The sequence below is a fragment of the Pseudomonas sp. NBRC 111143 genome (assembly GCF_001320965.1).
Lineage (GTDB): Bacteria > Pseudomonadota > Gammaproteobacteria > Pseudomonadales > Pseudomonadaceae > Aquipseudomonas > Aquipseudomonas machongensis.
On sequence record NZ_BCBT01000060.1, the window covers coordinates 1 to 21,359 of the forward strand.

General features: G+C 63.0%; 18 protein-coding genes. 6 read left to right on the top strand and 12 right to left on the bottom strand.

Going from position 1 to position 21,359, the window contains the following annotated elements:
• Positions 1–118 precede the first annotated feature (118 nt).
• A complete protein-coding gene (locus tag APH44_RS24385) occupies positions 119–574 on the top strand; it encodes a transposase (protein WP_054894980.1) in 456 nt (151 codons plus the stop codon).
• A 79-nt stretch (positions 575–653) separates the two neighbouring features.
• Here the strand turns inward: APH44_RS24385 and APH44_RS24390 are convergent, their stop codons facing one another.
• The 8 genes from APH44_RS24390 to APH44_RS29880 all read right to left on the bottom strand — a co-directional run bounded on the left by APH44_RS24390 (position 654) and on the right by APH44_RS29880 (position 9,559).
• On the bottom strand, positions 654–1,547 hold the full coding sequence (locus APH44_RS24390; RefSeq protein WP_054894981.1) for an ABC transporter permease subunit: 894 nt from the start codon (positions 1,545–1,547) through the stop codon (positions 654–656).
• The gene (locus tag APH44_RS24395; RefSeq protein WP_172964842.1) at positions 1,544–2,425 is read right to left on the bottom strand and encodes an ABC transporter permease subunit; all 882 of its coding nucleotides are present in this window, start codon (positions 2,423–2,425) and stop codon (positions 1,544–1,546) included. Before APH44_RS24395 ends, APH44_RS24390 begins: the two co-directional genes overlap by 4 nt.
• Before the next feature lie 35 nt (positions 2,426–2,460).
• On the bottom strand, positions 2,461–3,603 hold the full coding sequence (locus APH44_RS24400; protein WP_054894983.1) for an ABC transporter ATP-binding protein: 1,143 nt from the start codon (positions 3,601–3,603) through the stop codon (positions 2,461–2,463).
• A gap of 69 nt (positions 3,604–3,672) precedes the next feature.
• A complete protein-coding gene (locus APH44_RS24405; protein WP_054894984.1) occupies positions 3,673–4,740 on the bottom strand; it encodes a polyamine ABC transporter substrate-binding protein in 1,068 nt (355 codons plus the stop codon).
• 189 nt (positions 4,741–4,929) lie between these two features.
• Positions 4,930–6,027, bottom strand: coding sequence for a polyamine ABC transporter substrate-binding protein (locus APH44_RS24410; RefSeq protein ID WP_054894985.1), 1,098 nt, complete (start codon positions 6,025–6,027; stop codon positions 4,930–4,932).
• A 169-nt stretch (positions 6,028–6,196) separates the two neighbouring features.
• Positions 6,197–7,558 (bottom strand): aspartate aminotransferase family protein, encoded by a 1,362-nt coding sequence (locus APH44_RS24415; RefSeq protein WP_054894986.1) that lies wholly within the window; start codon positions 7,556–7,558, stop codon positions 6,197–6,199.
• Positions 7,559–7,606: 48 nt separating this feature from the next.
• Positions 7,607–8,965 carry a glutamine synthetase family protein gene (locus APH44_RS24420; protein WP_054894987.1) on the bottom strand — a complete coding sequence of 453 codons (1,359 nt, stop codon included), beginning with the start codon at positions 8,963–8,965 and terminating at the stop codon, positions 7,607–7,609.
• Between the two features lie 441 nt (positions 8,966–9,406).
• Positions 9,407–9,559 (bottom strand): hypothetical protein, encoded by a 153-nt coding sequence (locus tag APH44_RS29880; protein WP_156343793.1) that lies wholly within the window; start codon positions 9,557–9,559, stop codon positions 9,407–9,409.
• Between the two features lie 74 nt (positions 9,560–9,633).
• Between APH44_RS29880 and APH44_RS24425 the strand changes: the two genes are divergently transcribed.
• Complete coding sequence (locus APH44_RS24425; protein WP_054894988.1) at positions 9,634–11,010, top strand: glutamine synthetase family protein; 1,377 nt, start codon at positions 9,634–9,636, stop codon at positions 11,008–11,010.
• A gap of 151 nt (positions 11,011–11,161) precedes the next feature.
• On the opposite strand, the gene argA is transcribed toward APH44_RS24425, so the two are convergent.
• Together argA and argE are read right to left on the bottom strand one after the other, a co-directional pair.
• Complete coding sequence (argA, locus tag APH44_RS24430) at positions 11,162–12,460, bottom strand: amino-acid N-acetyltransferase (protein WP_054894989.1); 1,299 nt, start codon at positions 12,458–12,460, stop codon at positions 11,162–11,164.
• Positions 12,461–12,585: 125 nt separating this feature from the next.
• Positions 12,586–13,728 carry an acetylornithine deacetylase gene (gene argE, locus APH44_RS24435; RefSeq protein WP_054894990.1) on the bottom strand — a complete coding sequence of 381 codons (1,143 nt, stop codon included), beginning with the start codon at positions 13,726–13,728 and terminating at the stop codon, positions 12,586–12,588.
• A gap of 104 nt (positions 13,729–13,832) precedes the next feature.
• Between argE and APH44_RS24440 the strand changes: the two genes are divergently transcribed.
• Complete coding sequence (locus APH44_RS24440; RefSeq protein WP_054894991.1) at positions 13,833–15,212, top strand: inorganic triphosphatase; 1,380 nt, start codon at positions 13,833–13,835, stop codon at positions 15,210–15,212.
• Positions 15,213–15,272: 60 nt separating this feature from the next.
• Here APH44_RS24440 and APH44_RS24445 read toward each other — a convergent pair whose 3' ends face one another.
• Entirely contained in the window at positions 15,273–15,743 is a 471-nt protein-coding gene (locus APH44_RS24445; protein WP_054894992.1) for an Lrp/AsnC family transcriptional regulator, read from the bottom strand.
• Positions 15,744–15,869: 126 nt separating this feature from the next.
• Here APH44_RS24445 and APH44_RS24450 point away from each other — a divergent pair, with 126 nt between their 5' ends.
• The 3 genes from APH44_RS24450 (at position 15,870) to APH44_RS24460 (ending at position 18,383) form a co-directional block, all read left to right on the top strand.
• Positions 15,870–16,196, top strand: coding sequence for a hypothetical protein (locus tag APH44_RS24450; RefSeq protein WP_054894993.1), 327 nt, complete (start codon positions 15,870–15,872; stop codon positions 16,194–16,196).
• 101 nt (positions 16,197–16,297) lie between these two features.
• Positions 16,298–17,977, top strand: coding sequence for a GspE/PulE family protein (locus APH44_RS24455; RefSeq protein WP_054894994.1), 1,680 nt, complete (start codon positions 16,298–16,300; stop codon positions 17,975–17,977).
• 91 nt (positions 17,978–18,068) lie between these two features.
• Positions 18,069–18,383 carry a DUF2388 domain-containing protein gene (locus APH44_RS24460; RefSeq protein WP_054894995.1) on the top strand — a complete coding sequence of 105 codons (315 nt, stop codon included), beginning with the start codon at positions 18,069–18,071 and terminating at the stop codon, positions 18,381–18,383.
• Positions 18,384–18,460: 77 nt separating this feature from the next.
• Here APH44_RS24460 and gcvP read toward each other — a convergent pair whose 3' ends face one another.
• Positions 18,461–21,334, bottom strand: coding sequence for an aminomethyl-transferring glycine dehydrogenase (gene gcvP / locus APH44_RS24465; RefSeq protein WP_054894996.1), 2,874 nt, complete (start codon positions 21,332–21,334; stop codon positions 18,461–18,463).
• Positions 21,335–21,359 lie beyond the last annotated feature (25 nt).

Below are 21,359 nucleotides of genomic sequence, written 5' to 3' on the forward strand. Positions count from 1 at the left end.
GGGGGGTGGGCCTGTGGAAGCGGCGAAAAGGCCACTGCAAAATCCGGAAACCATGACTGGCGCCAAGGTCGGAACAGCACCGCTAACCTCCCAAGGTCAATTTCATGGAGGAAATTCGATGCCCCTGGCCCATTCCCACCGCCTGCGCCGCGGCCGCTGCTCAGAGCCTGGTAGGTGCTTCCTGCTGACTGCCGTCACCCACGAACGACAACCACTGTTCCACGACCTGCGCAGCGCCCGGCTGGTGGTGAAACAGCTACGCCAGTCAGATCAGGAAAACGCCAGCCGCACGCTCGCCTGGGTGCTGATGCCGGACCATCTGCACTGGTTGATCGAATTGAGGGGGGTGACGCTTGGGAGTTTGATGCGCAGGTTCAAGTCGCGCAGCGCCATCACCCTGCGCAAGGCCGGAGTGCGGCATGTGCCGATCTGGCAGCCGGGGTATCACGACGCGGCTTTGCGCAAGGAGGAGGATGTACTGCAGGCAGCCAGATACATCATCGCTAATCCGCTGAGAGCAGGGCTGGTCAGCAGTGTGCGTGAGTATCCGCATTGGGATGCGGTCTGGCTTTGAGTCGGTGGTGAAGCCTTCGCGGGCAAGCCCGCTCCTACAACTGGACCTGTAGGAGCGGGCTTGCCCGCGAAAGGGCCGGTCAGGCCGACGCAGCAACCTGTGCCGGACGCCGTACCTGCGGTTGGCCGACGTTCGCTGCAGCACCTTCCTCGATGGCTTGCTGGATCGCCCGGCGGCGGCGTTCTTCGGCGCGACGGCTGAAGTACCAGACCAGGAAGGTCACCAACGACACCGACAGCAGGATCAGGCTGGCCACGGCGTTGATCTCGGGCTTCACACCCAGACGCACGGCCGAGAACACTTCCATCGGCAAGGTGGTCGAGCCCGGGCCGGACACGAAGCTGGCCAGCACCAGGTCATCCAGCGACAGGGCGAACGACATCATGCCGCCTGCTGCCAGAGAAGGCGCGATCATCGGGATGGTGATCAGGAAGAACACCTTCCACGGCTTGGCACCCAGGTCCATCGCCGCTTCCTCGATCGACAGGTCCAGCTCACGCAGGCGAGCCGACACCACCACCGCCACATACGCGGCACAGAAGGTGGTGTGGGCGATCCAGATGGTGACGACGCCACGCTCCTGCGGCCAGCCGATCATCTGCGCCATGGCCACGAACAGCAGCAACAGGGACAGACCTGTGATCACCTCGGGCATGACCAGCGGCGCGGTGACCAGGCCACCGAACAGCGTGCGGCCCTTGAAGCGAGTGACCCGGGTCAGCACGAAGGCCGCCAGGGTGCCCAGCGCCACCGCGGCCACCGCCGTGTAGCAGGCGATCTCCAGCGAGCGCATCACCGAACCCATCAACTGGGTGTTGTCGAGCAGACCGACGTACCACTTCACCGACCAGCCGCCCCACACCGTCACCAGCTTCGAGGCGTTGAACGAGTAGATCACCAGGATCAGCATCGGCAGGTAGATGAACAGCAAGCCGAGCACCAGCATCAGCTTGGAGAAACTGAAGCGCTTCATGCCCGACCCTCCATCTCTTTGGCCTGGCTGCGGTTGAACAGCAGGATCGGCACGATCAGGATCGCCAGCATCACCACTGCCAGCGCGGATGCCACCGGCCAGTCACGGTTGTTGAAGAATTCCTGCCACAGCACTTTACCGATCATCAGGGTTTCCGGACCGCCGAGCAGTTCAGGGATCACGAACTCGCCCACCACCGGGATGAACACCAGCATGCAACCGGCGATGATGCCGTTCTTCGACAGCGGCACGGTGATCTTCCAGAAGCTGTTGAAGGTGCTCGAGCCCAGGTCGCTTGCAGCTTCCAGCAGGCTCTGGTCATGCTTCACCAGGTTCGCGTACAGCGGCAGGATCATGAATGGCAGGTACGAATAGACCACGCCGATATACACCGCCAGGTTGGTGTTGAGGATCTGCAGCGGCTGATCGATCAGCCCCGTCCACAGCAGGAAGCTGTTGAGCAACCCGTTGTTGCTGAGGATGCCCATCCAGGCATAGACGCGGATCAGGATCGCGGTCCAGGTCGGCATCATGATCAGCAGCAGCAGGACCGTCTGCATCTCCTTCTCGGCCTTGGAGATGGCATAGGCCATCGGGTAGCCGATCAGCAGGCACAGCAAAGTGCTGAAGAAGGCGACCTTGAGCGAGCCAAGGTAGGCCGAGATGTACAGGTCATCCTCGGTGAGCAGGCCATAGTTGGCCAGGTTCAGCACCAGCTGGATCTTGTCCTCGACGTAGGTGTAGATCTCCGTGTACGGCGGGATCGCCACGTCGGCTTCGGCGAAGCTGATCTTCAGCACGATGAAGAACGGCAGCATGAAGAACAGGAACAGCCAGATGAACGGCACGCCGATCACCAGATGGCGTCCCTCGGGGATGATGCGCTGGAGGGCTCGTTTGAGCTTTCGCGGTTTCATGAGCGCAGTACCACGCCGCTGTCGTCTTCCCACCACACGTAGACTTCATCGCCCCAGGTCGGGCGCGCGCCCTGGCGTTCGGCGTTGGCGACGAACGACTGGACGATCTTGCCGCTCGGCAGCTCGACGTAGAACACCGAGTGGCCACCCAGGTAGGCGATGTCGTGGACCTTGCCGCGCGACCAGTTGTGCTCGAAATCGGGCTGCGTCGTCGTCACCAGCAGCTTCTCTGGGCGCAGCGCATAAGTGATGTGCTTGTCTTCGACCGAGGTGGTGACACCGTGGCCGACGTAGATCTTGCGCTCGAGCTCCGGCGAGGCGATCAGCGCGTGGCCTTCGGCGTCGTCGATCACTTCACCTTCGAACAGGTTGACGTTGCCGATGAACTCGCACACCAGGCGGCTGGTTGGCGTCTCGTAGATATCCACAGGCGAGCCGATCTGGGCGATCCAGCCCAGGTGCATGATGGCGATGCGCTGGGCCATGGTCATGGCCTCTTCCTGGTCGTGGGTCACCATCACGCAGGTCACACCGACCCGCTCGATGATCTCGACCAGCTCCAGCTGCATCTGCGAACGCAGTTTCTTGTCCAGCGCGCCCATCGGCTCGTCGAGCAGCAGCAGTTTCGGACGCTTGGCCAGCGAGCGGGCCAGGGCCACGCGCTGACGCTGGCCGCCGGAGAGCTGGTGCGGCTTGCGCTTGGCGTACTGGGTCATGTGCACCAGCTTGAGCATCTCGGCCACGCGGGCTTCGATGTCGGCCTTGGGCATCTTGTCCTGCTGCAGGCCGAAGGCGATGTTCTGCGCCACGGTCATGTGCGGGAACAGCGCGTAAGACTGGAACATCATGTTGATCGGCCGCTCGTAGGGCGGCATGTCGGTGATGTCGACACCGTCGAGGAAGATCCGACCTTCGGTCGGGCGCTCGAAGCCTGCAAGCATCCGCAGCAAGGTGGACTTGCCGGAACCGGAGCCGCCCAGCAGGGCGAAGATCTCGCCTTTGCGGATTTCCAGGGACACATCGTCCACGGCGATGGTTTCGTCGAACTTCTTCGTGACCCGGTCGATCTTGACCAGCACCTGCTTGGGCTGCTGGTCACCCTCGAGGGCTTTCTTATAGGCACCGGAGGCAACTGCCATGAGTGAAACTCCCAACAAGATTTTTGTGCCCGAACGGCCTGTGTGCAGGGCCGCGTCGGGTCTGGATTTTTACTTGCCCGACTTGACCTTGGTCCAGCTGCGGGTCATCAGACGTTGCACCTTGGGGGGCAACTCCGCGTTGACGAACATCTTGTCCAGCACTTCCTGCGATGGGTAAACCGCAGCGTCAGTTCTCACAGCCTGGTCCATCAGGTCGCCAGCCTTGGGGTTGGGGTTGGCATAACCGACGTAATCACTGACCTGGGCGATAACCTCAGGTTTCAGCAAATAGTTGATGAAGGCGTGGGCCTCTTTCACGTTCTTGGCGTCCTTGGGAATCGCCAGCACGTCGAACCAGAGGTTGCCGCCTTCCTTGGGAATGGCGTAGGCCAGGTTCACGCCCTTCTTGGCTTCTTCAGCACGGGCCTTGGCCTGGAATACATCGCCGGAGAAGCCTGCCGCGACGCAGATGTCGCCGTTGGCAAGGTCGGTGATGTACTTGGACGAGTGGAAGTAGGTCACGTACGGGCGTACCGCCAGCAGCTTCTTCTCGGCCTTGGCGTAATCCTTTGGATCGGTGCTGTTGGGGTTGAGCCCCATGTAGTTGAGCACCGCCGGGAGCATCTCGTCCGCCGAGTCGAGGAAGGCCACACCGCACTTGGAGAGTTTCTTCATGTTCTCGGGTTCGAACAGCACCGCCCAGGAGTCGATCTTGTCCACGCCCAGCGTGGCCTTGACCTTGTCGACGTTGTAGCCGATGCCGTTGGTGCCCCACAGGTAAGGCACGGCGTACTGGTTGCCCGGATCGTTCTTTTCCAGGCGCTTCATCAGCGCCGGGTCCAGGTTGGAATAATTGGGCAGCAGATGCTTGTCGAGCTTCTGGAACGCGCCCGCCTTGATCTGCTTGCCGAGGAAATGGTTGGACGGCACCACTACGTCATAGCCGGTGTTACCGGCCAGCAGCTTGCCTTCCAGGGTTTCGTTGGAGTCGAAGACATCCTGCACGGGCTTGATGCCCGTCTCTTTCTCGAAGTCCGCGAGCGTGGTCGGGCCGACATAGTCGGACCAGTTGTAGAAGTGCACCGTGGGCGCCGCTTGAACGCTGCAGGCCAGCGTCAGACCTGCTCCAGCCATCATGGCCTTGCGCAATACAGAAATAGAAAAGTGGTTGGTCCTCACAATCAGAGCCTTCGGTGGCGGCTGGGAGCAGCCGTACACGCAAAACCGGCGCGCAACTTACCTGCGTGGCTGGGATGTCGCAATCGACAATCGAGGTTTATGCCCCCTGGGCCGGAAAACCCCGACCCAGAGAGCCCCGCATCGGGCTTACTTGCCCGACTTGATCTTGGTCCAGCTACGGGTGATCAAACGCTGGGCGGCCGCTTCAGGAGCAGCGATCGCGTACAGCTGTTTCTTCACTTCCGCTGGCGGATAAATGCTCGGGTCGCTGGTGATGTCCTTGTCGACGAACTGGGTCGCGGCCTTGTTGCCGTTCGGGAAGCGCACGGCGTTGGTGATCTCGGCCATGACTTCCGGTTGCAGCAGGAAGTTCATGAACTGGTAGGCGGCATCTTTATGCTCGGCATCTTTCGGGATGGCGACCATGTCGTAGAAGGTACCAGCGCCTTCTTTCGGAATGATGTAGTCCAGCTTGACCTTGTCGCCGGCTTCGTGGGCGCGGGCCTTGGACTGCTCCAGGTCGCCCGAGTAGCCGACGGCCACGCAGATGTTGCCGTTGGCCAGGTCGCCGATGTACTTGGAGGAGTGGAAGTAGGTGATCGAAGGACGGATCTTCAGGAACAGGTCCTCGGCCGCCTTCAGGTCTTCCTTGGTGGTGCTGTCGGTCGGCTTGCCCAGGTAATGCAGCGCGGCCGGAAGCATTTCGGTCGGCGCATCGAGGAAGCTCACGCCGCAGCTCTTGAGCTTGGCGATGTTCTCCGGCTTGAACACGGCGTCCCACGAATCGATCTTGTCCACGCCCAGCGCGGCCTTGACCTTGGCCGGGTTGTAGCCGATGCCGATGGAGCCCCACATGTACGGGAAGGCATGCTTGTTGCCTTTGTCGCTGGCGTCGCCAACGGCCTTGAGCAGGTCTTCGTCGAGGTTCTTCCAGTTCGGCAGCTTGGAGCGGTCGAGCTCCTCGTAAACGCCGGCCTTGATCTGCTTGGCCAGGAAGTTGTTGGACGGCACGACGATGTCGTAGCCCGACTTGCCTGCCAGCAGCTTGGCTTCCAGGGTTTCGTTGCTGTCGAAGACGTCGTACTTGACCTTGATGCCGGTCTGCTTCTCGAACTTGGCGATGGTGTCCGGAGCGATGTAGTCCGACCAGTTGTAGACGTTCAGCACCTTGTCTTCAGCGTGAACAGCAGTGGCCATGGCACCCATCAGGGCGGCGGCCAGCAACGTCTTGCCCATTTTCTTCATGCGTTATGCTCCAGAATTTTTTTAGTAGCCATCTGTTCAGCTGCCAGGTCCCGTGGTGCAAGCGCTGGACGACTGAAACAACCGCTAGTCTGGCAAGTTACAAGGCGCTGTTTCAAGGAAAGCAGGGCCTTGTAACGACTTAATGTCACATCGCTAGCCTAGCAAACGCCTATCGAATCGCTTCCAGGGTCAGATCCAGGCACTTGCGCGCCTTTTCCACCAGTTCGTCCACTTCTTCGCGGCTTATTACCAGCGGCGGCGCGATGATCATGGTGTCGCCCACTGCGCGCATGATCAGGCCGTTGTCGAAACAGAAGTTGCGGCAAACCATGCCCACGCCCTTGCCTTCGTAACGGCTGCGGGTCGCCTTGTCCTTGACCAGCTCGATTGCGCCGAGCAGGCCCAGGCCGCGTACCTCGCCCACCAGCGGGTGGTCTTGCAGTTCGCGAAGACGTTTTTGCAAGTACGGTGCCACTTCCGTGCGTGCGCGCTCGACGATCTTCTCGTCACGCAGGATGCGCAGGTTTTCCAACCCCACCGCCGCTGCCACCGGGTGGCCGGAGTAGGTGAAGCCGTGGTTGAAATCGCCACCTTCGCTGAGCACCTTGGCCACCTTGTCACGCACGATCACACCGCCCATGGGGATGTAACCGGAGGTCAGGCCCTTGGCGATGGTCATCAGGTCAGGCTTGAGGTCGTAATAATCGGAGCCGAACCACTCGCCGGTACGGCCAAAGCCGCAGATCACTTCGTCGGCGACGAACAGGATGTCGTAGCGGGCGAGGATCTCCTTGATCTTCGGCCAGTAAGTCTCGGGAGGAATGATCACCCCGCCGGCGCCCTGGATCGGCTCGGCGATGAAGGCGGCGACGTTGTCTTCGCCGACCTCCAGAATTTTCTTCTCCAACTGCTCGGCAGCCCACACCCCAAATTCATCCGGGGTCATGTCGCCGCCCTCGCCGAACCAGTACGGCTGCGGGATGTGCACGATACCCGGGATCGGCAAGCCGCCCTGCTCGTGCATGCCGCTCATGCCGCCAAGGCTGGCGCCAGCGACGGTGGAGCCGTGGTAGCCGTTGACCCGGCCGATAAGCGTCTGCTTGTTCGGCTTGCCCTTGAGCGCCCAGTAGTGGCGAACCATGCGCAGCACGGTGTCGTTGCCCTCGGAGCCGGAGCCGGTGAAGAACACATGGCTCATGCCTTCGGGTGCCACGTCGGTAATGGCCTTGGCCAGCTCCAGTGCCGGCGGATGCGCGGTCTGGAAGAACAGGTTGTAGTACGGCAGCTCGCGCATCTGCTTTTCTGCCGCCTGGACCAGTTCTTCGCGACCATAGCCGACCGCCACGCACCATAGGCCGGCCATGCCATCGAGGATCTTGTGCCCCTCGCTGTCCCACAAATGCACACCCTGGGCCTTGGTGATGATGCGCGGCCCCTTCGCCTTCAGTTGCTTGTAGTCGCTGAAGGGTGCCAGGTGGTGCTCGCCGCTCAGGTTTTGCCATTCACGGGTTTGCGGGTTGTTGACGCTCATCTGCTTCTCCACTATCCGATGGCCACGTTGCGGCGGCCCCAGGGTTGATCACACGGCAAACAGCAGGAACTCACGCTCCCAGGAACTGATGACGCGCTTGAAGTTTTCATGCTCTGCGCGCTTGGTGGCGACGTAGCCGGTAATGAACTTCTTGCCCAGGTACTGCACAAGCGACCGGCTGTTCTCCATACGCTCCAGGGCGTCCTCGATGGTCAGCGGCAGGCGCAGGTTGCGCCGCTCATAGCCACGGCCCTGGACTGGCGCGCTGGCCTCGATGCCCTCGACCATGCCGATGAAGCCGCACAGCAGGCTCGCGGCGATGGCCAGGTAGGGGTTGGCGTCGGCGCCCGGCAGGCGGTTTTCCACGCGGCGGTTCTGCGGGCCGGCATCCGGTACGCGCAGGCCGACGGTACGGTTCTCTTCGCCCCACTCCACGTTCACGGGTGCCGAGGTGTCAGGCAGGAAGCGACGGAACGAGTTGACGTTCGGTGCGAACAACGGCAACGCCTCGGGAATGAGTTTCTGCAGGCCGCCGATGTGATGCAGGAACAGCGTGCTCATGCTGCCGTCTTCATTGGAGAAGATGTTCTTGCCGGTGGCGATGTCGATCACGCTCTGGTGCAGGTGCATGGCGCTGCCGGGCTCGCCGGTCATGGGCTTGGCCATGAAGGTCGCGGCCACGTTGTGCTTGAGCGCGGCCTCGCGCATGGTGCGCTTGAACACCAGGATCTGGTCGGCCAGGTGCAGCGCGTCGCCGTGACGGAAGTTGATCTCCATCTGCGCCGTGCCGTCTTCGTGGATCAAGGTGTCGAGGTCCAGCTGCTGCAATTCGCACCAGTCATAGACGTCTTCGAACAGCGGGTCGAATTCGTTGGCGGCCTCGATGGAGAACGACTGGCGTCCGGTTTCCGGACGACCAGAGCGACCCACCGGTGGTTGCAGCGGGAAGTCCGGATCTTCGCTGCGCTTGGTCAGGTAGAACTCCATCTCTGGCGCGACGATCGGCTGCCAACCCTTGTCGGCATAGAGTTTGAGCACCTTCTTGAGGACGTTGCGCGGCGACAGTTCGACCGGATTGCCCTTCTTGTCATAGGTGTCGTGGATCACCTGGGCGGTCGGCTCGATGGCCCAAGGCACCAGGAACACCGCGTCCTGGTCGGGGCGGCAGATCATGTCGATGTCGGCCGGGTCGAGCAGGTCGTAATAGATGTCGTCGTCGACATAGTCGCCAGTCACAGTTTGCAACAAAACGCTTTCGGGCAGGCGCATGCCCTTTTCGGCGATGAATTTGTTGGTCGGCGAGATCTTGCCACGGGTGATGCCGGTCAGGTCGCTGATCAGGCATTCGACTTCGGTGATCTTGTGCTCTTTCAACCAATCGGTGAGCTGGTCGAGGTTGTTACTCATAAATACCTCAGGAGGTCATTTGACCCAGCCCCAGCGGGGCGGGCGCTACTGACGCCTGGCGTCGGTCAATGTCGGCGCATTCGGCGCGGCAGGGCCTGGCAAGGCCCACGCCTTGATTCTGGATGGTGTACGTTGCCAAAGCAAAAACCCATGCGCAGGACGGCAGCCGTTCCACGCGCAAAACGCGTGTCGATCTCGAAAGCAAAGGGCAGGAAGGAAGAAAAGCGTGCAGTAAACTGCTACGGGGCGAGGGCTGACTGTGCCGGTCGTCAATTATTGCGGCCAGTCTGCTCCTGGGATGGGCCAGGCGCGCGAGGGCCTTTCGGCAAGCGGTGAAAATACCTGACTGCACAGCGCAGGCGGCGCTTTCAGGTCGCGACTGGCGGACCATGTGACCCTCGTATTATTACTGTTATGGGTTGCGACCGAGCTTAGCCTCGTTCATTTTTTTTCACAACACCTCCGTAAAAAATAAAATACGCCACCATCGCCGTAGCCCTTTCCTACAGATTTAGCGGATAATGGCATGCCCTTATATGCAGCAAATCCGCCGTTGATGTGCCATTTCAGGGCATCAGGAGGTTGGCTTGACATCAGTTTGTCTTTTCGATTGACTGGGTCTGCAAGCCCCCCTTGATTGATATTTTTAACAACAAAGGTGTTGCATCATGTCGGTACCCCCGCGTGCCGTTCAGCTTAACGAAGCGAACGCGTTCCTTAAGGAACATCCTGAGGTTCTCTACGTTGACCTTCTGATTGCAGATATGAATGGTGTGGTTCGTGGCAAGCGTATCGAACGCACGAGCCTTCACAAGGTTTACGAGAAAGGCATCAACCTGCCCGCCTCCCTCTTCGCCCTGGATATCAACGGTTCGACCGTCGAAAGCACGGGCCTTGGCCTGGACATCGGCGACGCCGACCGCATCTGCTACCCGATCCCTGGCACCCTCTCCAACGAACCTTGGCAGAAGCGCCCGACCGCGCAACTGCTGATGACCATGCACGAAATCGAAGGCGAGCCGTTCTTCGCCGACCCGCGTGAAGTGTTGCGCCAGGTGGTGAGCAAGTTCACCGACATGGGCCTGACCATTTGCGCCGCATTCGAGCTGGAGTTCTACCTGATCGACCAGGAGAACGTGAACGGCCGTCCGCAGCCGCCGCGCTCGCCGATCTCGGGCAAGCGTCCACAGTCGACCCAGGTCTACCTGATCGACGACCTGGACGAGTATGCCGACTGCCTGCAGGACATCCTCGAAGGCGCGAAGGAGCAGGGCATCCCGGCCGACGCGATCGTCAAGGAAAGCGCCCCGGCGCAGTTCGAGGTCAACCTGCACCACGTGCCTGATCCGCTGAAGGCTTGTGACTACGCAGTGCTGCTCAAGCGCCTGATCAAGAACATCGCCTACGACCATGAAATGGACACCACCTTCATGGCCAAGCCCTACCCGGGCCAGGCTGGCAACGGCCTGCATGTACACATCTCCGTGCTGGACAAAGATGGCAACAACATCTTCACCAGCGAGGATCCCGAGCAGAACGCCGCGCTTCGTCACGCTGTCGGCGGTGTGCTCGAGACCCTGCCCGCTTCGATGGCCTTCCTCTGCCCGAACGTCAACTCGTACCGCCGTTTCGGCGCGCAGTTCTACGTACCGAACGCGCCGAGCTGGGGCCTGGACAACCGCACCGTGGCCCTGCGCGTGCCAACCGGCTCGCCGGACGCCGTGCGCATCGAGCACCGCGTGGCCGGTGCCGACGCCAACCCGTACCTGATGATGGCGGCGGTCCTGGCTGGTGTGCACCACGGCCTGACCAACAAGATCGAGCCGGGTGAGCCGATCGAAGGCAACTCCTACGAGCAGCTGGAACAGAGCCTGCCGAACAACCTGCGCGATGCCCTGCGCGAGCTGGACGACAGCGAGATCCTGAACAAGTACATCGATCCGAAGTACATCGACATTTTCGTCGCGTGCAAGGAGAGCGAGCTGGAGGAGTTCGAACACTCGATCTCCGACCTCGAGTACAACTGGTATCTGCATACCGTGTAAACGAAAACGCCGCCCTCAAGGGCGGCGTTTTTCATTGAGGTTCGCGGTGTCTGCTTCGCGGGTAAACCCGCTCCCACAGGCACCCGCTGGTCTCACAGTCGGAGGGGTGCCTGTGGGAGCGGGCTTGTCCCGCGATAGGGCCGGTACTGACCTACAACGACTTCTCGAAAATCTTCGAATTGCGCTGGTAGTTGTACAGCGAAGCCCGCGCCGCCGGCAGCCGTTCCACGCCACTGGGCTGGAACCCGCGCTCGCGGAACCAGTGCGCCGTACGTGTCGTCAGCACGAACAGGGTATTGAGGCCCAACTGCCGCGCACGGGTTTCGATACGCTCGAGCAGGTCATCACCCCGGCCCCCATGTCGGTATTCCGGATTCACCGCCAGGCACGCCAGCTCGCCCGCCTCGGACTCGGCAATCGGATACAACGCCGCACAGGCGATGATCATGCCGTCACGCTCCACCACACTGAACTGCTCGATTTCCCGCTCCAGCACCTCGCGCGAACGGCGCACAAGAATGCCCTGCTCTTCCAGCGGGCTGATCAGCTCGAGCAGGCCGCCGACATCCTCGATGGTCGCCTCGCGAACGATCTCAAACTGCTCCTGGGCTACCAGCGTGCCACCGCCGTCGCGGGTGAACAGTTCGGTGAGCAGCGCACCATCCTCGGCGTAGCTGACAATATGGCTGCGCGCTACCCCGCCCTTGCAGGCCTCGGCGGCGGCATCGAGCAGCTCACCCTGATAGTCGCTGCCCAGGCGTTGCAGGTGCGCCGGAACCTGCTGCGGCCGCAGCTCACGCACCAGCTTGCCCTTGTCGTCCAGCAGGCCCGGCTCGGCGCCGAACAACAGCAACTTGTCAGCGCCCAGTTCGATGGCGGCACGGGTGGCGACGTCTTCGCAGGCCAGGTTGAAGATCTCGCCGGTCGGCGAATAGCCCAGTGGCGACAACAACACGATGGAGCGCTCGTCGAGCAGGCGGCTGATGCCCTTGCGATCGATGCGTCGTACCTCGCCGGTGTGGTGGTAGTCGACCCCCTCCAGCACGCCGATAGGCCGTGCAGTCACCAGGTTGCCGCAGGCCACACGCAGGCGCGAGCCCTGCATGGGCGATGCGGCGATATCCATCGACAGGCGCGCTTCGATGGCCAGGCGCAGGGCGCCGACGGCGTCGATCACGCACTCCAGGGTCGCGGCGTCGGTGATGCGCAGGCCGTGATGGTAATGCGGGGTCAGGCCGCGGGCAGCCAGCCGGCTTTCGATCTGCGGGCGCGAGCCGTGGACCAGTACCAGACGCACGCCCAGGCTGTGCAGCAGCACCAGGTCGTGGACGATATTGCCGAAGTTGGGGTGTTCGACACCATCGCCGGGGAGCATGACCACGAAGGTGCAGTCGCGATGGGCATTGATGTACGGGGAGGCATGACGCAGCCAGTTGACGTATTCGGGCATGACAGGGCCTGTGGATAAGTGAACGAGACGGGTGAAGGCGCACAACGTTCGAAAGTCATCGTCGGAACAGGCTTGCGGTCACGCGCGGTCTCCTCTAGGCAGGAACGAATCAGGTCAGTTGACGTTTAGCTCAGGCAATAGTGCCGGACAAGATCACGCAATAGACGCACGGTAGGCTCGATTCGTGACATTTCAAGGTACTCGCCCGGCTGATGGGCGCAAGCGATGTCGCCGGGGCCGAGCACGATGGTCTGGCAACCCAGCTGTTGAAGATAAGGCGCTTCGGTGCCAAAGGCCACCGCTTCGGCACGATGGCCGGTCAGACGTTCGGCCAATTGCACCAGCTCGGCGTCGGCGTCCTGCTCGAACGGTGGTACCTCGGGGAACAGCGGCGCATAGTCGATGCGCACTTCATGGCGCTCGGCCACAGGTTTGAGCTTTGCCCGGATAGCCGCACGCAGTTGCTCCACGTCCATCCCTGGCAACGGGCGCAGGTCGAACTCCAGGGCGCACTGGCCACAGATGCGATTGGGGTTGTCGCCGCCGTGGATGCAGCCGAAGTTCATCGTCGGCGTGGGCACGGTGAATTGCGGATTGCGGTAGGTCTGCTGCCACTGCTGGCGCAGGCCCATGAGTTCGCCCATCACCGCGTGCATGGCCTCCAGGGCACTGTGGCCCAGGCTTGGATCCGACGAATGGCCGCTGCGCCCGAGAATATCGATGCGGTCCATGAGGATGCCCTTGTGCATGCGGATCGGCTTCAGCCCAGTGGGTTCGCCGATCACCGCCGCCCGGCCCAGCGGCTGTCCCGCTTCGGCCAGGGCGCGAGCGCCCGACATCGAGCTTTCTTCATCGCAGGTGGCGAGGATCAGCAGCGGTTGCTTGAAGTCGTGCTCCAGCAGCGGGATCACCGCCTCGATCACCAAGGCGAAGAAGCCCTTCATGTCGCAACTGCCCAGCCCTACCCAGCGGCCATCCACTTCGGTGAGCTTCAACGGGTCGCTGCTCCACAACTGTGGATCGAATGGCACCGTATCGCTGTGGCCGGCCAGCACCAGGCCGCCCGGGCCGGTACCGCGGCTGGCGAGCAGGTTGAACTTGCCTGGAGTGACCTCCTGGACCTCGCAACGGAAACCCAGATCGCCCAACCAGTTGGCGAGCAGGTCGATGACCTGGCGGTTGGACTGGTCCAGTGCGGCCTGGGTGCAGCTGACCGAGGGGGCGGCGATCAGGGCGGCGAACTGGTCTTTGAGCGATGGCAACGGCATGCACGGACTCCTCGTAAAGCATGGCGGTCATCATAGCAATGCCGTCCCTTGGCAGGGCAACTCCTGTAGACTCTCCGGCAACCACGCCTTCCTTCGAGCCAGCGATGCACAAAGAAACCGAACTCAAGCTCCGCGCCAGCCGCGAGACCCTTGCCGCCCTGCGCGAGCACCCCTTGCTGAAGAAGCGCAACAAGTCCGGCTGGCAGACCCGCGAACTGCTCAACCAGTACTTCGACACCCCCGAGCGCGAGCTCTCTGCAGCCCGCGTCGCCCTGCGCCTGCGCCGCGACGGCGAGGTCATCATCCAGACCCTCAAGTGCCGTGGGCAGAGCGTTGCCGGCCTGTCCGAGCGCAACGAGTACGAGTGGTACCTGGACAAGGTCAAGCTGGACCTGAAGAAACTCGACGCCAGCTGCTGGCCCGAGCAATTGGCCGAGTTGGACAAGAAGACCATCAAGCCATTGTTCACCACCGATTTCACCCGCGAATACGCCGAGATCTCCTGGGGTCGCGGCAAGGCCAAGGTGGTGATCGAAGCCGCGCTCGACCAAGGCTTCGTCATTGCCGGCAAACGCAAGGAAGAAATCTGCGAGCTCGAACTGGAGCTGCGTGAAGGCGCCCCTGAAGCCCTGCTGGAGCTGGCCGCCGAGCTCTCCGCCACGCTGGCCCTGATGCCCTGCGACATCAGCAAGGCCGAGCGCGGCTACCGCCTGCTCGAGCCAGACAGCTACGAGTTGAGCCTGCCACACACCGAGCTGGACGCCGAAATGGCCGTGGATGACGCCTACGCCGCGCTCGCCTGGCAACTGCTGGGCAGCAGCCAGCGCCTGGCAGAACAGTACCGTCACAACGGCCACTGGCGCCTGCTGCAGGAATGGGTGCAGTGCCTGGCAGAGCTGCGCGCCCTCACCAGCAGCCTGGGCCAGGCCGCGCCACGAGCTACCACCCGTGACCTGCGCGCCCGCCTCGACGCCCTGCTCGAAGACTGGCGCCCGCTGGTGCAGGCCGGCAACGAGGACGAAGACATCCGCCGCGCCGCGCCCGAGCAGTTCGCCGAAGAGCTGGAAGACACCCGCTGGGGCCAATTCTCCCTGGAAACCTCGCGCTGGCTGCTGGCGCGCGCCTGGACCGTCGAGCGCAAGGGCCGCGGCGAGCGCCAGGGCAAGGCGCAACTGGCCAGCTGGCTGCACCACCAACTGGGTGAAGAAGGCCGCGCGCTGAAACTTCCGCTGTACACCCAGCGCCCAGAGGATCTGGGTGAGCAGTTGCCGCGCATCGAGCAGTTGCTGACCTGGCTGCACCACGCCCGCCAGGTGCTGGAAGTACCGCAACTGGACCGCCTGTACGGCGATCTGAAGAAGCTGCACGAACTGGCCGAGCAGCCGCTGGCCGAAGAGCAGTCGGACGCGCTGTTCGAAGCCCGCATCGAGCAGGCTCGCGCCATCGACCAGAGCCGCGCCTGGAAACACCTGCTCAAGGTGTAATCGCGCGTCGGCTTCTTCGCAGGTAAATCGGGGCACCGACCCGATTTACCTGCGAAGGCCTCAGCTCGATAGCGGCAGGCAGGTGGTGGACTTGATCTCCGAGAGTGCCACGATCGAATTCACTTCCTGTATCCCCGGTACGTTCGACAGCTTCTCGAAGAAGAACCGCTCGTAGGCCTCGATGTCCGAGGTGACGATACGCAGCAGGAAGTCGACCGCCCCCATCAGCACATAACACTCCAGTACTTCCGGAAAGCCGCGGATCGCCTCGGTGAACTCGGTGAAATTCGAACGCCCATGGGCGTTGAGTTTCACCTCGGCGAATATCTGCGTGTTCAGACCGACCTTCTTGCGGTCCAGCAAGGTGACCTGGGCGCGAATCACCCCTTCATCCTTCAGGCGCTGTATCCGACGCCAGCACGGCGACTGCGACAGCCCGACACGTTCGGCGATCTGCGCGCTGGACAGCGACGCATCCTCCTGCAGCAGTTCAAGGATGCGCCTGTCGTAGGCATCCAGCTCGCTTTGCATGATCAACTCTCCAAACGCCACAGATACGACGATTATTATTCGCCTAACTACCAAACAAGGGCAATCATAGCGAAGAAATGCCGGTTTCGACCTGGGACAATTTCTCCACATCGAAGGAGACGCTCCATGAATGCACTCGAACGGCACCCCCCCCAGCCCCGTAGCGACGCCTGGGCCGCCAGCGCCCTGCATGGCGAGGTCCGCTACCGCCTCGACATCGAGGCCGAGCCGGACAGCCTGTGCCGGGTACTCAATCTCTTCGCCCTGCAGTTCCTCACACCACACAGCGTGCAGGTGTGCCAGCGCGACGGCCTGCTGGAGCTGGAGATCGGTATCGACGGCCTCAGCTGGCACCGCGCCGGGGTGATCGCGCAGAAGATGCGTAACCTGGTGTGTGTCGGCGAGGTCCTTCTGGAAAGCGTGCCGAAACTGTCTGAGGTGGCGGCGGGCTGACGCCTGCCCCGCAAGATTCGGAAACGCCTTCCCCAAGGCCCTGCCCCGCTCTGCAGCTACCCTTGCCTGGGCCTTTCAGCAGCCTCGGCAAGGACGCCGCCATGCACAACCCTGACGATCACAGCCTCGACCTCAAACGCCTCCTCGACACGCTGCTCGCCGAACATCGCCTGGCCCCCGGCGATGCCCTGCGTGCACTCGAACACGCCCACAGCCAACCCGGCCACCCGCTCGAAGTCCTCGCCAGCCTGGCCCTGAGCGACTGCCTGCGCCCCGGTCATACCCTGGACCTCGACACCCTGTGCCAATGGCTGGCAGAAAGGGTCGGCCAACCCTTTCTGCGCCAGGACCCGTTGCAGGTCGATCTGGCTCGCGTCGCCGGCCTGATCTCGCCCGCTTTCGCCCAGCGCCACGGCATCCTCGCCGTGGCGCTGGATGCGACCGGCATTACCGTGGCCAGCGCACAGCCCTACCAACGCGAGTGGGAAGCCGACCTGAGCCGCAGCCTAGGCCAGCCGATTCGCCGGGTACTAGCCAGCCCTGTGCAACTGCGCCAGCTCAGCGACACGTTCCAGCGCCTGTCGCGATCCGTGCAGGGCGCCCACCAGCAGCAGCGCGCAAGCCTGGGCGAACTTGAGCAGCTCCTGGAGCTCGGTGGGCGCAGCACCGCCATCAGCGCCGACGATGCGCACATCGTGCATATCGTCGATTGGCTGCTGCAGTACGCCATCGAGCAGCGTGCCAGCGATATCCATCTCGAACCCCACCACGACGAGGGTCGCTTGCGCTACCGCATCGACGGCCTGCTGCATACGGTCTACCAGTTTCCCGCAGGCGTGGTCCTGGCGCTGGTCAGCCGTCTCAAGCACCTCGGGCGAATGGATGTCGCCGAGAAGCGCCGGCCACAGGACGGACGCCTGAAAAGCCGCCTGCCCGGCAGCGCGCAAGTCGAGCTGCGTCTGTCGACCCTGCCGACACCGTTCGGCGAAAAACTGGTGTTGCGCCTCTTCGATCCCGAACAACTGCACGAAGACCTGGAGCGCCTGGGGCTCGAAGGTGCCTTGCTGGAGCAGTGGCACGCGCTGTTGGCAAAGCGCCAGGGCATCATCTTGCTCACCGGCCCCACCGGCTCGGGCAAGACCAGCACGCTCTACGCCAGCCTGAAGCACCTGGCCACGCCAGAGGTCAACCTGTGCACCATCGAAGATCCGATCGAGCGCCTGGAGCCCGGCTTCAATCAGTTGCAAGTCCAGCCCGGCCTCGACCTCGGCTTTGCCAACGGCGTGCGTGCGCTGCTGCGCCAGGACCCGGACATCATCATGATCGGCGAGATACGCGACCGCGAAACCGCCCAGGTGGCGGTCCAGGCGGCGTTGACAGGACACCTGGTGCTATCGACCCTGCACACCAACGACGCTTGCAGCGCCATTACTCGCCTGCAGGAGCTGGGTGTGGCCGATTACCTGATAAAGGCCACGTTGATCGGCGTGATGGCCCAGCGTCTGGCACGCACCTTCTGCAGCGCCTGCAAGGGACGTCCCGGCACTCGTGAAACAGCATGTCGCCAGTGTCGCGGTACTGGTTACCAAGGGCGCACGGGGCTATTCGAACTGCTCGTGCTGGACAACGCCCTGCGAACTCGGATCGGTCCGGACAGCGACCTTGCCAGCCTGCGCCAGCAGGCTCTGGCGCAGGGGATGCGCGACCTGCGCCGCTGCGGTGAAGACAGGGTGGCTCGGGGCATGACCAGCCTCGCGGAAATCCTTCGGGTATGTGCCTGAGCGCCCGGCATACGCAGCCTGCAAAGGAACTTGCGGCCCGCGCGACGATCCAAACTCGCATCCCCCGCCCTCATCGTTCGAGGTAATTCACATGCGATTCAAAACCGCCATTGCGGCTGCTGCCCTGCTGTCCCTGCCGATCGGCTCCGCCATGGCCGACGGCTTCTGGCGCAACGTCATTTCGTCCGGTGCGACCACCGGTTCGACCTACCTGACGTTCAAAGACCACAAACTGGTCGCGGCCGCCCAGGACGATGCCGGCAGCTTCGTGGCAAGCGAAGGTTCGATCCGCGGCCCGTACCTGGAAGCGGCGATGCGTCAGGTGCGCGCCGACAACCCTGGCGTCCAGGCCAGCGACATGGAACTGGCCAACGCGATCCTGGCCCGTAACCTCACCGCCCAGTAACCTGCATTCGACGCCCGCTGCGGGAGCGGGCTGCGCGAGCAGACCCGCGCAGTACCGCCCCCACAGCAGGCCCGGATTCAGCGATACGCGTCCACCGGCACGCAAGCACAGAACAGATTGCGATCGCCGTACACGTTGTCCACCCGATTCACCGCCGGCCAGTACTTGTGCAAGCGCACATGCGCACTGGGCGCGACCGCCTGCTCCAGGCTATATGGCCGATTCCAGGGTGCCAGCACATCGGCCAGCGTGTGCGGCGCATGCTTGAGCGGATTGTCCTCCGCTGGCCAATTCCCCTCCTGCACCTGGGCAATCTCGTCTCGGATCGCCAGCATCGCCTCGACAAAGCGATCCAGTTCCGCCTTCGACTCACTCTCGGTCGGCTCGACCATCAGCGTGCCCGGCACCGGGAACGACATGGTCGGCGCGTGGAAGCCATAGTCCATCAGGCGCTTCGCCACGTCCTCCTCGGTGATCCCGGTCTGCGCCTTGAGCGGACGCAGGTCGAGGATGCATTCATGGGCTACGCGCTGGTTACGCCCGCGATAGAGCACCGGAAAGGCTCCCGCCAGGCGGTTGGCCAGGTAGTTGGCGCTGAGGATCGCCACCTCGCTGGCATCGGCGAGCTGTGGCCCCATCAGGGCGATGTACATCCAGCTGATCGGCAAGATACTGGCACTGCCCCAGGGCGCTGCGCTGACGGCGCTGTTGTTCGGGTCCAGGCCCGGTACCGGCACCACCGGGTGGCTGGCGACGAAAGGCTTCAGGTGGGATCGTACCCCGATCGGCCCCATGCCCGGCCCACCACCGCCGTGGGGGATGCAGAAGGTCTTGTGCAGGTTCATGTGCGAGACGTCGGCACCGATATCCGCCGGACGCGCCAGGCCCACCTGAGCGTTGAGGTTGGCGCCGTCCATGTACACCTGCCCGCCCTGTTGATGGACCACCTCGCAGATTTCGCGAATGCCCTCCTCGTACACCCCATGGGTCGAGGGGTAGGTGATCATCAGGCACGACAATCGATCCCCGGCTTGGCGCGCCTTGGCCTTGAGATCATCGAGGTCGACGTTGCCCGCCTCGTCGCAGTCGACGATCACCACCTCCATGCCCGCCATCTGCGCCGAGGCCGGGTTGGTGCCATGGGCCGACGACGGAATCAGGCACAGGGTGCGCTGGGGTTGATGGCGGCTGCGGTGATAGCGGGTGATGGCCATCAGCCCGGCATATTCACCCTGGGCGCCGGAGTTGGGCTGCATGCAGATCGCATCGAAACCGGTGATCGCGCACAGCCAGCCCTCCAGCTCGTCGATCATCGCCTTGTAGCCCTGCACCTGTGCAGCCGGTGCGAAGGGATGCAGCAGGGCAAAGCCAGGCCAGGTGATGGGAATCATCTCGCTGGTGGCGTTGAGTTTCATGGTGCACGAGCCCAGCGGGATCATCGACTGGTTCAGCGCCAGGTCCTTGCTCTCCAGCTGCTTGAGGTAACGCAGCATCTCGGTTTCGCTGTGGTGCAGGTTGAACACCGGGTGTTCGAGCAGCGGCGTGCTGCGCACCAGAGTGTCCGGCACTGCCGGGGGCAGGGGCTGCTGGTCGAGGGTCGCAACATCCAGCCCGTGGTCGACACCGAGGAAGATGTCGAACAGTTTGAGCACCGTCGCTTCGTCACAGGTCTCGTCCAGGCTCACGCCCAGATGCCCGCGCCCTAGAATGCGCAGGTTGATGCGTGCTTCTTCGGCACTTTCGATGATCGCGGCCTGGGTGCCGCCAACGTCGAGGGTGAGGGTGTCGAAGAAGTGCTGATTGAGGCGCTTGATGCCCTTGGACTGCAGCCCGGCCGCCAGGATCTGGGTCAGGCGCTGCACACGCTGGGCAATGCGCCGCAGGCCTTCGGGGCCATGGTAGACGGCGTAGAAACCGGCGATATTGGCCAGCAGTACCTGGGCGGTACAGATGTTGGAATTGGCCTTCTCGCGGCGGATGTGTTGCTCGCGGGTCTGCAGGGCCATGCGCAGGGCGGTGTTGCCGCGGGCATCGCGGGACACGCCGATGATGCGTCCGGGCATCGCCCGCTTGTAGTCGTCACGACAGGCAAAGTACGCCGCATGAGGCCCGCCATAGCCCATCGGCACACCGAAGCGCTGGCTCGAGCCGAGCACTACGTCGGCCCCGGTTTCGCCAGGCGGCGTCAGCACCACCAGGCTCAACAGGTCGGCGGCAACGCAGGCCAGCGCCTGCTGGCCATGCAACTGCTCGATCAACGGCCGCAGGTCGCGGACCTCGCCATGGGTGTCGGGGTACTGCAGCAGCGCACCGAATACCTGATGCTTGCCCAGGTTCTCCAGCGAATCGACGATCAGCTCGAAGCCGAAACCTTCGGCACGGGTTCGCAAGACCGAGAGCGTCTGGGGGTGACAGTGTTCGTCGGCGAAGAACGCATTGCTCTTGCTGCGTGCGACCCGCTTGGCCAGGGCCATGGCCTCGGCGGCGGCCGTCGCCTCATCGAGCAACGAGGCGTTGGCCAGCGGCAGGCCGCTGAGGTCGATGATCATCTGCTGGAAATTGAGCAGCGCCTCGAGGCGGCCTTGGGCTATCTCCGGCTGATACGGTGTGTAGGCGGTGTACCAGCCGGGGTTTTCCAGCACGTTGCGCAGGATGACGGTTGGCGTGACGGTACCGTGATAGCCCATGCCGATCAGGCTGGTCCACACCTGGTTCTGCCCGGCGTATCCGGCCAGTCTGGCCAGGGCTGCCTGCTCGTCGAGGGCCGGGGGCAGGTCAAGCGGGCGACCGAAACGGATACCTGGCGGGACGGTCTGCTCGATCAGGGCATCGCGACTGGCGACCCCCAGGGCCGCGAGCATGGCGCTCTGTTCGCGGGCATCCGGGCCCAGATGACGCTGCAGAAAAGGGTTGGGTACTTGCAGTTGCAGCAGGGATGGCGACTGGGACATGGCGATCTTCTCTTCCTGGACCAGT